Genomic DNA, 13109 nt, shown 5'->3' on the forward strand with positions numbered 1-13109 from the left:
CACGTATCCTTAAGTGCTCACCCGACGACGAAAGCGGCCTGCCATGCGCGTCTACGTACCCCTGACCCTCCCCGGTCTCGCAGAGGCGTACAAGGCGGGTGAGCTGGGCCCCGGCCCCCTGATCGCGTACGCCGTGACTCCCGCGCTGCGCGAGTGGTACGTCTCCGACGACATCGAGGAGCTCGAGTACGCCGCGCTGAACAGGGCCGCGGCGGCGTCGCTCCGGCTGCTCGCCGGGGACCCGGGCGCCTCGCGGCGCCGGGTCGTGGTCGCTGTCGACGTACCGGACGGGGCCGCGGTCGCCGACCCGGGGCAGGCGCTCGGGTCCGCGTCGCTCGGCGAGGTGAGGATCGCCTCGGCGGTGCCGCTGGCCGAGGCGGCGTCGGTGCACGTGGACTCCGACGAGGCGGAGGCCGACGTGTCCGCGGCGGCGGCTGCGCTGGGGGCCGCGGATCACGGGGACGACGACGCGCAGTTCGTCGTCGATGGCGCGGAGGACCATGAGCTGCTGTGGTACGGGGTGCAGGAGATCCCCGGGCTGATCGGCTGACCTACCGCCGGGCGCACGCCGACCGTCCGTTCCGGGCGGTACGTCTGGCTGTCACACCCCGGCGGTACCGTCTCTTGGCATGGGGAAGCACAGCGCACATCTGGTCTGGGACTGGAACGGCACACTGCTCGACGACATCCACGCCATCATCGACGCGACGAACGCGTCCTTCGCGGAGATAGGGCTGGAGCCGATCACGCTCGAGCGGTACCGGGATCTGTACTGCGTGCCCGTGCCGCGCTTCTACGAGCGGCTCATGGGCCGGCTGCCCACGGACGACGAGTGGGCGGTCATGGACGCGGTGTTCCACAAGCACTACTGGGTACGGGCCGACGCGTGCGGGCTCACCATGGGGGCGGCGGAGCTTCTCGCGGAGCGGCAGGCCTCGGGGCGTACGCAGTCGCTGCTGTCGCTGGCCCCGCACGAGCAGCTGGTACCGATCGTGCGGCGGCACGGCATCGAGGCGCGCTTCATACGGGTGGACGGGCGGATCGGAGGATCGCACGCGGGCAAGACCGAGCACATGGTGCGCCATCTGTCCGCGCTGGAGGCCGTCGAGGCGGAGCGGGTCGTCGTGATCGGCGATGCGGTGGACGACGCGGTGGCGGCGGCGCACGTGGGGGCGAGGGCGGTGCTCTACACCGGCGGGTCGCACAGCAGGACCAGCCTGGCGGCCGCGGGCGTTCCGGTGGTGGACAGCCTCGAGGAGGCCGTGACGGTCGCGGAGGAGCTGGTGGCGTAGCGCGCTGTTCCGCGTGCGTCGGGCGACGCCTTGGGGACACGGCGCGACGGGCGATGCGCCCGCGGCCGAGACCGTCGGTCGCTGCGTCCCCGAGGGCGCCGGTGTGCCCCCGGCGCGGGCTACCGGGGGCGCGGGCCCGGGCGCGTCAGCTCAGAGGGGCCTTGGCTCGCAGGACCTTGAGGAATTCACGCATCCAGGCCGGGTGGTCCGGCCAGGCGCGGGAGGAGACCAGGGTGCCGTCGACCACGGCCTCGGCGTCGCGGAAGGAGGCGCCGGCGGCCTGCATGTCGAGTTCGAGGGCGGGGTAGGCCGTGACCCTGCGGCCCGTGAGGCTGCCGGTGGCGGCCGTCAGCAGAGGGCCGTGGCAGATCTGCGCCACGGGCTTGTCCGCGTCGAAGAAGGACTTCAGGATCTTGCGGAGTTCGGGATCGTTCCGGAGGTACTCCGGCGCCCGGCCGCCCGGGATGACGATCGCGGCGTACTCGCCGGGGTCGACCTCGGAGAACGCCAGGTCGGCGGGCCAGGTGTAGCCCGGCTTCTCCGTGTACGTGTCGAAGCCCGGCTCGAAGTCATGGACGACGAACTGGAGCTTCTTGCGCGCGGGGGCGGCGATGTGGACCTCGTATCCCTCCTCGCGGAGCCGCTGGTACGGGTAGAGGACCTCGAGGGACTCGGCCGCGTCGCCGGTGACGATCAGAATCTGCACGGTCATGGCTACTGCTCCCCGGTATCAATTTGTCGTCTTTTCGCCGCTTGTTCTCGATTTGTTGGGCTTCAGGTCACGGAGTCAACCTGCCTCGCCCGGGGGAATTTGCCAAGAGGCCATGCGTGTCGCTGTCCAGAGTGTCAAACTTCCGGCCCCGCTTTTGTACACATACGGCTCATGACGGGGCAGGGGTGCGGAGCGATAGCCTTGACCCGTGATCAGCGCGATATGCCGTGGGGGCAGCGAAGCCCCCGGCCCGCGCCCGGTACGCCACAGCGACCGGGTGCGAGCTGATCTACTCCGCGGCCGCAGTCGCGGTCGCCGCCCGGGCCCGCTGCCGGAAATGGCCGAGAACGGCCCGGACATCCCTCACCACGGCATAGCGTCGATCCCGACCGGACACCCCGCGTCGTGGCGTTGTGCCATTTTTTCCACCGACGTCACGCAACGGCGCGCGACAGGAGCCAGAGGACATGCAGACCAAGCTGGACGAAGCCAAGGCCGAGCTGCTCGAGAGGGCTGCCCGGGTAGCTGAGCACAGCCCAAGCGGGGGGCAACTTCCGACTGGGTCCGACAGCGGGGAGCGTCCGGACAAGGACACCGTCCTCGCGTACCTCCAGCGCTACTACCTGCACACCGCCCCCGAGGACCTCACCGACCGCGACCCCGTCGACATCTTCGGCGCTGCCGTCTCGCACTACCGCCTGGCGGAGAACCGCCCGCAGGGCACGGCCAACGTCCGGGTGCACACCCCGACCGTCGAGGAGAACGGCTGGACGTCCAGCCACTCCGTGGTCGAGGTCGTCACCGACGACATGCCGTTCCTGGTCGACTCGGTCACCAATGAGCTCTCCCGCCAGGGCCGCGGCATCCATGTCGTGATCCACCCCCAGGTCGTCGTCCGCCGCGATGTCACCGGCAGGCTCATCGAGGTGCTTCCGGGCGAGCCCAACGGCGGCAAGCGCCCCCACGACGCCCTCGTCGAGTCCTGGATCCATGTCGAGATCGACCGCGAGACCGACCGCGCCGATCTGAAGCAGATCACCACCGACCTGCTCCGCGTCCTGTCCGACGTCCGCGAGGCCGTCGAGGACTGGGAGAAGATGCGCGACGCCGCGCTGCGCATCGCCGACGAGCTGCCGGGCGAGCCCATCGCCGACGACCTCCGTGAGGAGGAGGTCGCCGAGGCCCGCGAGCTGCTGCGCTGGCTCGCCGACGACCACTTCACCTTCCTCGGCTACCGCGAGTACAACCTCGTCGACGGTGACGCGCTCTCCGCCGTCCCCGGCACCGGCCTCGGCATCCTCCGCTCCGACCCGCACCACAGCGGCGACGACGACGCACACGGCCACCCGGTGAGCCCCTCCTTCAACCGGCTGCCCGTCGACGCCCGCGCCAAGGCCCGCGAGCACAAGCTGCTGATCCTGACCAAGGCCAACAGCCGCTCCACCGTCCACCGGCCCAGCTACCTCGACTACGTCGGCGTGAAGAAGTTCGACGCCGACGGGAACGTCATCGGCGAGCGCCGTTTCCTCGGCCTCTTCTCCTCGGCCGCGTACACCGAGTCCGTGCGCCGGGTCCCGGTCATCCGCCGCAAGGTCACCGAGGTCCTCGACAGCGCCGGCTTCTCGCCGCACAGCCACGACGGCCGCGACCTGCTGCAGATCCTGGAGACGTACCCGCGCGACGAGCTGTTCCAGACACCCGCCGACGAGCTCCGGTCGATCGTGACGAGCGTCCTGTACCTGCAGGAGCGCCGCCGGCTGCGGCTGTACCTGCGCCAGGAGGAGTACGGGCGCTACTACTCGGCCCTCGTCTACCTGCCGCGCGACCGCTTCAACACCACCGTCCGCGAGCGCCTGACCGGCATCCTCAAGGAAGAGCTCAACGGCACCAGCGTCGACTTCACCCTCATGAGCACCGAGTCGGTGCTCACCCGGCTGCACTTCGTCGTGCGCGTGGCGTCCGGCACCGAGCTGGCCCACCTCACCGACGTCGACAAGGAGCGCATCGAGGCCCGGCTCGCCGAGGCCGCCCGCTCCTGGGCCGACGGCTTCGCCGAGGCGCTCAACGCCGAGCTCGGCGAGGAGCGCGCCGCCGAGGTGCTGCACAAGTACGCCAACGCCATCCCCGAGGGCTACAAGGCCGACCACTCGCCGCGCGCCGCCGTCGCCGACCTGGTCCACCTGGAGCAGCTCGCCCGCTCCGACAAGGACTTCTCGCTCTCCCTCTACGAGCCGGTCGGCGCCGGCCCCGGCGAGCGCCGCTTCAAGATCTACCGATCGGGCGAGCAGGTCTCCCTCTCCGCCGTGCTCCCGGTCCTCAACCGCCTCGGCGTCGAGGTCATCGACGAGCGGCCGTACGAGCTGCGCTGCGCGGACCGTACGCACGCGTGGATCTACGACTTCGGTCTGCGCATGCCCATCCCGAGCGGCAACGGCGACTACCTCGCCGACGATGCGCGCGAGCGCTTCCAGGAAGCCTTCTCCGCCGTGTGGACGGGCGCCGCGGAGAACGACACGTTCAACTCGCTCGTGCTGCGCGCCGGTCTCACCTGGCGCGAGGCCATGGTGCTGCGCGCGTACGCCAAGTACCTGCGCCAGGCCGGTTCGACCTTCAGCCAGGACTACATGGAGGACACGCTCCTCAACAACGTCCACACCACCCGGCTGCTGATCAACCTCTTCGAGGCCCGGATGGCGCCGGACCGCCAGCGCGCCGGCACCGAGCTGACCGACGCCCTGCTGGAGGAGCTGGACGCCGCCCTGGAGCAGGTCGCCTCGCTCGACGAGGACCGGATCCTCCGCTCCTTCCTCACCCTCATCAAGGCCACCCTGCGCACCAACTTCTTCCAGGAGGCCCAGGCCTTCGAGTGGCACGGCTACGTGTCGATGAAGTTCGACCCGCAGGCCATCCCGGATCTGCCGGCACCCCGCCCGGCCTACGAGATCTGGGTGTACTCGCCGCGGGTCGAGGGCGTGCACCTGCGCTTCGGCAAGGTCGCGCGAGGAGGCCTGCGCTGGTCCGACCGGCGTGAGGACTTCCGTACGGAGATCCTCGGCCTGGTCAAGGCGCAGATGGTGAAGAACACCGTGATCGTGCCGGTCGGCGCGAAGGGTGGCTTCGTCGCCAAGCAGCTTCCGGACCCGTCCGTGGACCGTGACGCCTGGCTCGCCGAGGGCATCGCCTGCTACAAGACCTTCATCTCGGCGCTGCTCGACATCACCGACAACCTGGTGGCGGGCGAGGTCGTGCCGCCCCAGGACGTGGTCCGCCACGACGAGGACGACACGTACCTCGTCGTCGCCGCCGACAAGGGCACCGCGACGTTCTCCGACATCGCCAACGAGGTCGCCGTCTCGTACAACTTCTGGCTCGGCGACGCCTTCGCCTCCGGCGGTTCGGCCGGTTACGACCACAAGGGCATGGGCATCACGGCCCGCGGCGCCTGGGAGTCCGTCGAGCGGCACTTCCGCGAGCTCGGCCACGACACCCAGACCGAGGACTTCACGGTCGTCGGCGTCGGCGACATGTCCGGTGACGTGTTCGGCAACGGCATGCTGCTCTCCGAGCACATCCGGCTGGTCGCGGCCTTCGACCACCGCCACATCTTCATCGACCCCGACCCGGACAGCGCCGTCTCCTACGCCGAGCGCCGCCGCCTCTTCGAGCTGCCCCGCTCGTCCTGGGCGGACTACAACAAGGAGCTGCTGTCGCCCGGAGGCGGCATCCACCCCCGTACGGCCAAGTCGATCCCGATCAACGCGCACGTCCGCCAGGCCCTCGGCATCGAGCCCGGCGTCACCAAGCTGACCCCGGCCGAGCTGATGAAGTCGATCCTCAAGGCCCCGGTGGACCTGCTGTGGAACGGCGGCATCGGTACGTACGTCAAGGCGTCGACCGAGACGCACGCCGATGTCGGCGACAAGGCCAACGACGCAATCCGCGTCGACGGCGCGGACCTGCGGGTCAAGGTCGTCGGTGAGGGCGGCAACCTGGGCCTGACCCAGCTCGGCCGGATCGAGTTCTCCCGCAACGGCGGCAAGATCAACACCGACGCCATCGACAACAGCGCGGGCGTGGACACCTCCGACCACGAGGTGAACATCAAGATCCTGCTCAACGGGCTCGTCACGGAAGGTGACATGACGGTCAAGCAGCGCAACAAGCTGCTCGCCGGGATGACCGACGAGGTCGGCACGCTCGTGCTGCGCAACAACTACGCGCAGAACGTGGCCCTGGCCAACGCCGTCGCCCAGTCGCCCAGCCTGCTCCACGCCCACCAGCGCTTCATGCGCCGGCTCGGCCGGGACGGCGCGCTGAACCGTGCGCTGGAGTTCCTGCCCAACGACCGCCAGATCCGCGAGCTGCTGAACAGCGGCAAGGGCCTCTCCCAGCCCGAGCTCGCCGTCCTGCTCGCCTACACCAAGATCACGGTGGCCGAGGAGCTGATCGGGACGGCGCTGCCGGACGATCCGTATCTGCGCGGGCTGCTGTACGCGTACTTCCCCAAGCCGCTGCGGGAGAGGTTCACCGAGGCGGTCGACAGCCACCCGCTGCGCCGCGAGATCGTCACCACCGTCCTGGTCAACGACACCGTCAACACGGGCGGTTCGACCTTCCTGCACCGGCTCCGCGAGGAGACCGGAGCCTCGACCGAGGAGATCGTCAGGGCGCAGACCGCCGCCCGTGCGATCTTCGGTCTCGGCGACGTGTGGGACGCCGTCGAGGCGCTCGACAACAAGGTCGCCGCCGACGTCCAGACCCGGATCCGGCTGCACTCGCGCCGTCTGGTCGAGCGCGGCACGCGCTGGCTGCTCGGCAACCGGCCGCAGCCGCTGGAACTCACGGAGACGATCGGCTTCTTCGCGGCGGGCGTCGAGCAGGTGTGGGCCGAGCTGCCGAAGATGCTCCGAGGTATCGACCTGGACTGGTACCAGGGGCTGCTCGAGGAGTTCACGGCCGCCGGCGTCCCGGAGGGCCTGGCCATGCGTGTCGCCGGGTTCTCGTCCGCCTTCCCGACGCTCGACGTCGTCGCGATCGCGGATCGCACGGGCAAGGACCCGCTGGCCGTCGCCGAGGTCTACTACGACCTGGCGGACCGGCTGAGGATCACCGCGCTGATGGACCGGATCATCGAGCTGCCGCGGGCCGACCGCTGGCAGTCGATGGCCCGCGCCGCGATCCGCGAGGAGCTGTACGCCGCGCATGCCGCGCTCACGGCCGACGTGCTGTCCGTGGGCAACGGCTCGTCGTCGCCCGAGGAGCGCTTCACGGCGTGGGAGCAGAAGAACGCCGCCATCCTGGGGCGGGCGCGGACGACGCTGGAGGAGATCCAGGGTTCGGACACGTTCGACCTGGCGAACCTGTCGGTGGCCATGCGGACGATGCGCCAGCTGCTGCGATCCCACAGCTGAGGCGCTGTTGAACGGAGCAACGGAACAGTTGAACAGCTGAGTTCTGGAGGAGGGGCGCCCGCCGCTGTGGTGGGCGCCCCTTCTTGTGCCGTGCCCCCTATGTTGTGCCCGCCCACAGCCGCCGGGCCGAAAGCAGTGCCGCAGCCAGCAGCAGGCCGTTCCGTACGACCATGAGCAGAGCGCCCAGCGGGGTGGTGGCCACGACGTGCTCGTACAGCAGCGGTTAGGCGAGCGAGCTGAGCGCCGTCGCCGGCAGGAGCAGAAGCGCGACCGGGCGCTGGGTGGTGCGGCGTGAGGTGAGGCAGACCGCTGCCAGGCCGAGCAGCCAGATCAGATACTGCGGGCTGACGACGCGGCTGGTGACGGTGAAGAGGAGCACGGCGCAGAGCGTGGCGTCGAAGGGCGTCGCCGCGGTCCAGCGCCGTGAAGGATTGCTGGGGGACCTGCTGGGTCGTCATCGACCCGCACCCTAGCCCGTAATGCGCTGATTTCTTGTTATTTCTTCTTGGTGAAGGCCTCGTACGCGGCGACGACCTCCTCCGCCGGGCCGTCCATCCGCAGGGTCCCGGACTCCAGCCAGAGCGCGCGGTCGCACGTCGATGTGATCGCCGAATTGCTGTGGCTGACCAGGAAGACCGTGCCGGCCTCCTCGCGCAGCTCTTCGATCCGCTGCCGGCTGCGGCGCTGGAACTTCGCGTCGCCCGTCGCCAGTGCCTCGTCGATGAGCAGAACGTCGTGGCTCTTGGCGGCGGCGATCGAGAACCGCAGCCTCGCCCCCATGCCGGAGGAGTACGTCCGCATCGGCAGGGAGATGAAGTCGTCCTTCTCGTTGATGCCGGAGAAGTCGACGATCTGCTGGTAGCGGTCGTGGATCTGCTCGCGCGTCATGCCCATCGCGAGCCCGCCGAGGACGACATTGCGTTCGCCGGTCAGATCGCTCATGAGGGCGGCGTTCACGCCGAGCAGGGACGGCTGGCCCTGGGTGTAGATGCTGCCCTTGGCGGTCGGCAGCAGGCCGGCGATCGCCTTCAGCAGCGTGGACTTGCCCGAGCCGTTCGAGCCGATCAGGCCGATCGCCTCGCCCTTGTACGCGGCGAAGCTGACGCCCTTGACGGCGTGGACCTCGCGGCCGCCGCCGTTCCTGTCCTGTCTGCGGGACAGAAGCCGGCTCAGGGCGGCGGTGGCGGCGCCGCGGCCGGTCTTCGCGCCGTTGACCGTGTACGTGATGTGGACGCCGTCGGCGACGACGGTGGGGGTCTTCTCGCTCGCATCGATGCGGTTGACGCGATCAGCCACGGCCGTACTGCTCCTCCGCCTGCCAGAAGTACAGGAATCCGCCCGCCCCGAAGAGCATGGCCCAGCCGAGGGCGACCGCCCAGACGTGCGGCGGCAGCTGGGCCGAGGTGAAGCTGTCGATGAGCGCGAAGCGCATCAGGTCGATGTAGACGGCGGCCGGATTGCACTGAAGGGCCACGGCGACCCAGTGCGGCAGGTCCCGGCCCCTGAGGACCGTCGCGAGGCTGAACATCACCCCGGACGCGTACATCCAGGTGCGCAGCAGGAAGGGCATCAGCTGGGCGATGTCGGGGGTGCGGGCGGCGATGCGGGCCATGGCCATCGACAGGCCGGTGTTGAAGACGGCCTGGAGCAGCAGCGCCGGAACCGCCAGCAGCCAGGACGCCTGCGGGAACTGCCCGAAGCCGATCAGGATGACGGTCAGCGCGCCCATGGAGAAGAGCAGTTGCTGGAGCTGCTGGAGCGAGAGGGCGATGGGGAGCGCGGCGCGCGGGAAGTGCAGAGCCCGTACGAGCCCGATGTTGCCGGAGATGGCCTTGGTCCCCGCCATCACCGAGTTGGAGGTGAAGGTCCAGATGAAGACGCCGGTGACCAGGAACGGCACGAAGTCGGGGACGTGGTGGCTGGTCTTGAGCAGGATCCCGAAGATGAAGTAGTAGACCGCGGCGTTGAGCAGCGGGGTCATCAGCTGCCAGACCTGGCCGAGCCTCGCCTGGCTGTACTGCGCGGTGAGCCGGGCTGTCGCGAACGCGGTGACGAAGTGTCTGCGCGACCAGAGCTGTCCGATGTACGCGCCGAGCGAGGGCCGGGCCCCGCTGACCGTCAGTCCGTGCCGGGCGGCAAGCTCGCCGAGGCTCTCCGCGGGTGGTGCGGGCGGCCGGGTCTTGATCATCGTCTGGCTGCTGCTCACGCTGGTCGCTTTCGCCGGAGGCAGGGGGGAGGGGCGGCGGCGGATCGTTCACGACGGGACGGACCCGTATCGTCGCTACGGGGAGGGTAGGACGCGATGACGTCGCAACGCAACCGTCTCGTCGTCACGGGTATGCTCTGGACATGACCGCCACGGACCCGGGAACCCCACGACGCGCCCCCGCGGGAGCCGCTGTGCTCCGGGAGGACGTGACCGAAGCGATTCGCGTCGCCGTCTTCGAGGAGTTGGCCGCGGTCGGCTTCGCCCGGATGTCGATCGAGGGCATCGCGCGCCGGGCGGGCGTCGGCAAGACCGCGGTCTACCGGCGCTGGAAGTCCAAGCTGTCCCTGGTCCTCGACCTGGTCTCGGCCTTCGCCGCGCGGGGGCTGCCGGCGCCGGCGACCGGCTCGCTGTACGGGGACGTCCGCGCCCTCCTCGAAGTCGCCTCGCACGCCCTGCGCCACCCGATCGCGTCCCAGGTCATCCCCGATCTGCTGGTCGAGGCCGCCCGCCATCCCGAGATCTCCGACGCGATCAAGGCCGCCCTGCTCGACAGCCAGCAGGGCGTCGCCGCGCTGGTGGTGCGCGACGCGGTCGCGCGCGGCGAGCTGCCGGCCTCGACGGACCCGGACCGCGCGCTGGACGTGATCATCGGACCGCTGTACTGGCGGCTGGTCGTGGTGCGCAGCGATCTGCCCAAGGGGTACCTCGACGACCTCGCGGCCTCTGCGGTGGCGGCACTGACGCGCTGACCTGCTGAGACGCAGATGAGGTCGCGCCTACGGGCCGCCTGCGTGCCGCATGCGGGCGGCAGGTGGCACGGCGCACGGTTGCTGCGTGCGCTCGGCCGAGTGGGCGAACGCCGGCCGCCGGTGCGTAGCCCGAATGGGCGGAGCGTCGTTGCTGTGTCGAGCGGGCGGACGGCACGCCCGAGGCGTGTGGAGGTCACCTCATGAGCGCACCGGGCACGGCAGACACCCCCGACATCCCCGACGTTCCCGTCCCCGACGTCCCCGACGTCACCGTCATCGTCACGCTCCACAAGGCGGGCCGTGACGCGGAGCCGCACCTCCACCGGTGCCTGGGGTCGCTCGTCGGCCAGACCATCGGTGAGGACCGCATCGAGGTGTTCGTCGTGGACGACGGAACCGACGACGGCAGCCGGGCCGAGCTGGAACGGTTCTTCACCGACCACCCCCGTCTGCGCACCGTCCTCCTCCGTCCCGGCACCCGCAACCAGGCCCTCGCACGTGCGCGTGGCCGCTATCTGTTCTTCCTCCGCGCCGACGGCTTCCTCGGCCGGGAGGCGCTGGCCCGTCTCGTCGGCGCCGCGGACGCCTACGGCTCCGGGGTCGTGTACGCCAAGACCGCAGGCGCGACCGGTGCATCCGGCGCCGTCTTCGCCCGCACCGAGCACGGCGTACCGTTCGACGCCCCGGGGCTGCCGTGGGAGCTGTCGTGCACCAAGCTGTTCCGCCGGGAGGCGGCCGTGGAGCCGCACGGCCTGCGATTCCACGAGGACGTCCCCGCCGCCCTCGCCGAGCAGGCGTTCACCCTCGAAGCCCTCTTCCGGGGACGAGGCATCTCCGTACTGGCCGACTACGACTACTGCTTCGGTGCCGACCCCGGCTCCGAGGCGCCCGCGATCGAGGACCTGCTGCGCGGGACGGCCGCCGCGATGGCCGTGACGGCCCGGTTCACCGAGCCCGGCCCGCTCCGCGACGGCTTCCACCTCCGCCACTTCGCCGACGAGGCCGACCGGTTGACCGGCCCCGGACTCCTGGAGGCGGCCGAGCCGGTCCGGCGGCGGGTCTTCGCCGGGCTGCGCAGGCTCATCACGGACCACCTGAGCGACGCAGTGCTCGCCCGGCTGAGGCCGGGACTGCGCCTGCGCCTGTCGTACGTACGCACCGGCGACCTGCCAGGACTCCTCTCGGTCATCCGCTACGAGGCCGGCCACGGGGTACCGCCCCTGCGCACCCACCTCCTCTCCGCGAATTGGCGGCGCACCGGCCCCGCCCGCCACACCCTCGTCGTCACCGCCCGCAGCCCGCTGCCCCGCCTGGCCGCACTCGACCCGGCTCCGGTCCGGCTCACCGGCACCGGCCCGCAGGCCGGCCGGATCCTGCTGCGCCCGGCTCCCGACGGCGGCGGCACGGTGATCGAGGTACGCATTCCCGCCGACGCCTTTCCGCCCGGTCGCACCCGGATCGGCCTGCGCACGTCATTCCTCGGTACCGAGCACCTGGCCACTGTGCCCGTCGGCGCCCCGCCCCGGCGGGCCCACGGCCTGCGCGGCCTGCGCCCGTACCGGCTGAACGTGGCCGCGGACGGCACGCGGGGGCTGGTCGTCGCCGTCTCCCCCGTCGGGTTGCCGGGGCGCCGGCTCAGCGGCGGCCGTGCACGACCCGCCTGAGTGCGCGGGTCAGGATCGGCGGCAGCAGGTCCCGTGCGACACGGCGGGCGAGCGGGGCCCGCCGCCGCTGAGCCGCGCCGGTCGCCGGCCCGGGCCGGTGACGGGACTCCGGCTGCGCCGGACTGGCCGACTTCTTGCCGTCGATACGGATCAGCGGCGCCCCGGCCACCTCCTCCACCACGTGCACGAGGTCCGTCCGCGTCCTCAGCCAGGCGAGCAGCGCGTCATGCGTCTTCTCCGGGGCGCCCCAGGTCCCGTACATCTTGGTGGCGGTGATGCAGACCGGCCGCAGCCCCGAGGTGGCGACGGCTCCCCAGGCGGCGGCCGCTACACCCGGGCAGTGCTCGGCCCGGAAGTCGTCGAGGACCACGAGGCCGTCCGTGGTGACGAGCTCCCGGGCGGCCTCGATGTCGTTCTTGACGTGCTCGTACAGGTGCGAGGCGTCGATGTGGACGAAGCGGCAGCTTGCCCCGCGGACCCGGGAGGAGATCACGGAGGTTGGCGCCTGGACGAGAGTCGGCAGCTGGTCGTGGAAGGACAGGTAGTTGGCCTCGAAGGCGCGGCGGGTGAGCGTCGCGTACGACCGGTTCATCTCGGCGCTGTTGGAGACGTCGGGGGCGGGCGAGTCCCAGAGGTCGCAGACCGTGAACTCCTCGCCGTCCCGCAGGTACATGCCCAGGAAGATCGCGCTCTTGCCCATGTACGCGCCGAGTTCGAGCAGGTCACCCGCTTCGCCCCGGTCACGTTGGAGGGTCAGGAACCAGTCGAAGAGCACCTGGTCGACCGGCCGGAACCAGCCCTTGACGTCATCGAGCCGGGTGGGCTGGGGGAGTTCTCCGCGGGACTCGGCGGGGGACTGCGCCGGTGCACTCGTCTGTGCCATGGATGTCTTCTCTCTCGGGACTCGGCGATGAGGGGGAACGATGAGCGGTGACGCTGAGGCCGGGGCTTCGGCTGGGGCTGGTACGCGTGTCCGTGAGCCGGATGCGCTGGGTGGGCGCACACAGTGCGGCGTACGTCATGGACGTGTCGCAGGCGCACCGGACATACGCCGCGCGGCAGCACCGCAGGT

At 70.6% G+C, this 13109-nt stretch carries 9 protein-coding genes and 1 pseudogene; 5 read left to right on the forward strand and 5 right to left on the reverse strand.

Translation table 11 applies throughout. The features are described 5' to 3' along the window. Window positions 1-43: 43 nt before the first annotated feature. Window positions 44-550: a DUF6912 family protein gene (locus ABT078_RS28515; RefSeq protein ID WP_351232617.1), complete on the forward strand. Its 507-nt coding sequence runs from the start codon at window positions 44-46 to the stop codon at window positions 548-550. Window positions 551-629: 79 nt separating this feature from the next. Next, entirely contained in the window at window positions 630-1292 is a 663-nt protein-coding gene (locus ABT078_RS28520; protein WP_351232619.1) for an HAD family hydrolase, read from the forward strand. 145 nt (window positions 1293-1437) lie between these two features. On the opposite strand, the gene ABT078_RS28525 is transcribed toward ABT078_RS28520, so the two are convergent. Next, the gene (locus tag ABT078_RS28525) at window positions 1438-2004 is read right to left on the reverse strand and encodes a DJ-1/PfpI family protein (protein WP_351232621.1); all 567 of its coding nucleotides are present in this window, start codon (window positions 2002-2004) and stop codon (window positions 1438-1440) included. 467 nt (window positions 2005-2471) lie between these two features. Here ABT078_RS28525 and ABT078_RS28530 point away from each other — a divergent pair, with 467 nt between their 5' ends. Continuing rightward, window positions 2472-7415, forward strand: a complete 4944-nt coding sequence (locus ABT078_RS28530) for an NAD-glutamate dehydrogenase (RefSeq protein ID WP_351232623.1) — start codon at window positions 2472-2474, stop codon at window positions 7413-7415. A gap of 97 nt (window positions 7416-7512) precedes the next feature. On the opposite strand, the pseudogene ABT078_RS28535 reads toward ABT078_RS28530, so the two are convergent. The 3 genes and pseudogenes from ABT078_RS28535 to ABT078_RS28545 all read right to left on the reverse strand — a co-directional run. Continuing rightward, window positions 7513-7842: pseudogene (locus ABT078_RS28535) on the reverse strand (hypothetical protein); the annotation flags it as partial. A gap of 68 nt (window positions 7843-7910) precedes the next feature. After that, window positions 7911-8711 (reverse strand): ABC transporter ATP-binding protein, encoded by an 801-nt coding sequence (locus ABT078_RS28540; protein WP_351232625.1) that lies wholly within the window; start codon window positions 8709-8711, stop codon window positions 7911-7913. Further along, window positions 8704-9603, reverse strand: coding sequence for an ABC transporter permease (locus ABT078_RS28545; protein WP_351232696.1), 900 nt, complete (start codon window positions 9601-9603; stop codon window positions 8704-8706). Before ABT078_RS28545 ends, ABT078_RS28540 begins: the two co-directional genes overlap by 8 nt. A 161-nt stretch (window positions 9604-9764) precedes the next feature. Here ABT078_RS28545 and ABT078_RS28550 point away from each other — a divergent pair, with 161 nt between their 5' ends. Next, on the forward strand, window positions 9765-10373 hold the full coding sequence (locus ABT078_RS28550) for a TetR/AcrR family transcriptional regulator (RefSeq protein ID WP_351232627.1): 609 nt from the start codon (window positions 9765-9767) through the stop codon (window positions 10371-10373). Window positions 10374-10573: 200 nt separating this feature from the next. Next, window positions 10574-12037 (forward strand): glycosyltransferase, encoded by a 1464-nt coding sequence (locus ABT078_RS28555; protein WP_351232629.1) that lies wholly within the window; start codon window positions 10574-10576, stop codon window positions 12035-12037. Here the strand turns inward: ABT078_RS28555 and ABT078_RS28560 are convergent. Beyond that, on the reverse strand, window positions 12009-12920 hold the full coding sequence (locus ABT078_RS28560) for a class I SAM-dependent methyltransferase (RefSeq protein WP_351232631.1): 912 nt from the start codon (window positions 12918-12920) through the stop codon (window positions 12009-12011). The genes ABT078_RS28555 and ABT078_RS28560 overlap by 29 nt on opposite strands. Window positions 12921-13109: the final 189 nt, after the last annotated feature.

The sequence above is a fragment of the Streptomyces sp. NPDC002133 genome, assembly GCF_040296405.1.
GTDB lineage: Bacteria > Actinomycetota > Actinomycetes > Streptomycetales > Streptomycetaceae > Streptomyces.

Excerpts from the sequence above, each read along its gene's own strand:
- ABT078_RS28525 (WP_351232621.1), bottom strand. The coding sequence starts at position 2,004 with ATGACCGTGCAGATTCTGATCGTCACCGGCGACGCGGCCGAGTCCCTC.
- ABT078_RS28515 (WP_351232617.1), top strand. The coding sequence starts at position 44 with ATGCGCGTCTACGTACCCCTGACCCTCCCCGGTCTCGCAGAGGCGTAC.
- ABT078_RS28555 (WP_351232629.1), top strand. The coding sequence starts at position 10,574 with ATGAGCGCACCGGGCACGGCAGACACCCCCGACATCCCCGACGTTCCC.
- ABT078_RS28545 (WP_351232696.1), bottom strand. The coding sequence starts at position 9,603 with ATGATCAAGACCCGGCCGCCCGCACCACCCGCGGAGAGCCTCGGCGAG.
- ABT078_RS28530 (WP_351232623.1), top strand. The coding sequence starts at position 2,472 with ATGCAGACCAAGCTGGACGAAGCCAAGGCCGAGCTGCTCGAGAGGGCT.
- ABT078_RS28550 (WP_351232627.1), top strand. The coding sequence starts at position 9,765 with ATGACCGCCACGGACCCGGGAACCCCACGACGCGCCCCCGCGGGAGCC.
- ABT078_RS28520 (WP_351232619.1), top strand. The coding sequence starts at position 630 with ATGGGGAAGCACAGCGCACATCTGGTCTGGGACTGGAACGGCACACTG.
- ABT078_RS28560 (WP_351232631.1), bottom strand. The coding sequence starts at position 12,920 with ATGGCACAGACGAGTGCACCGGCGCAGTCCCCCGCCGAGTCCCGCGGA.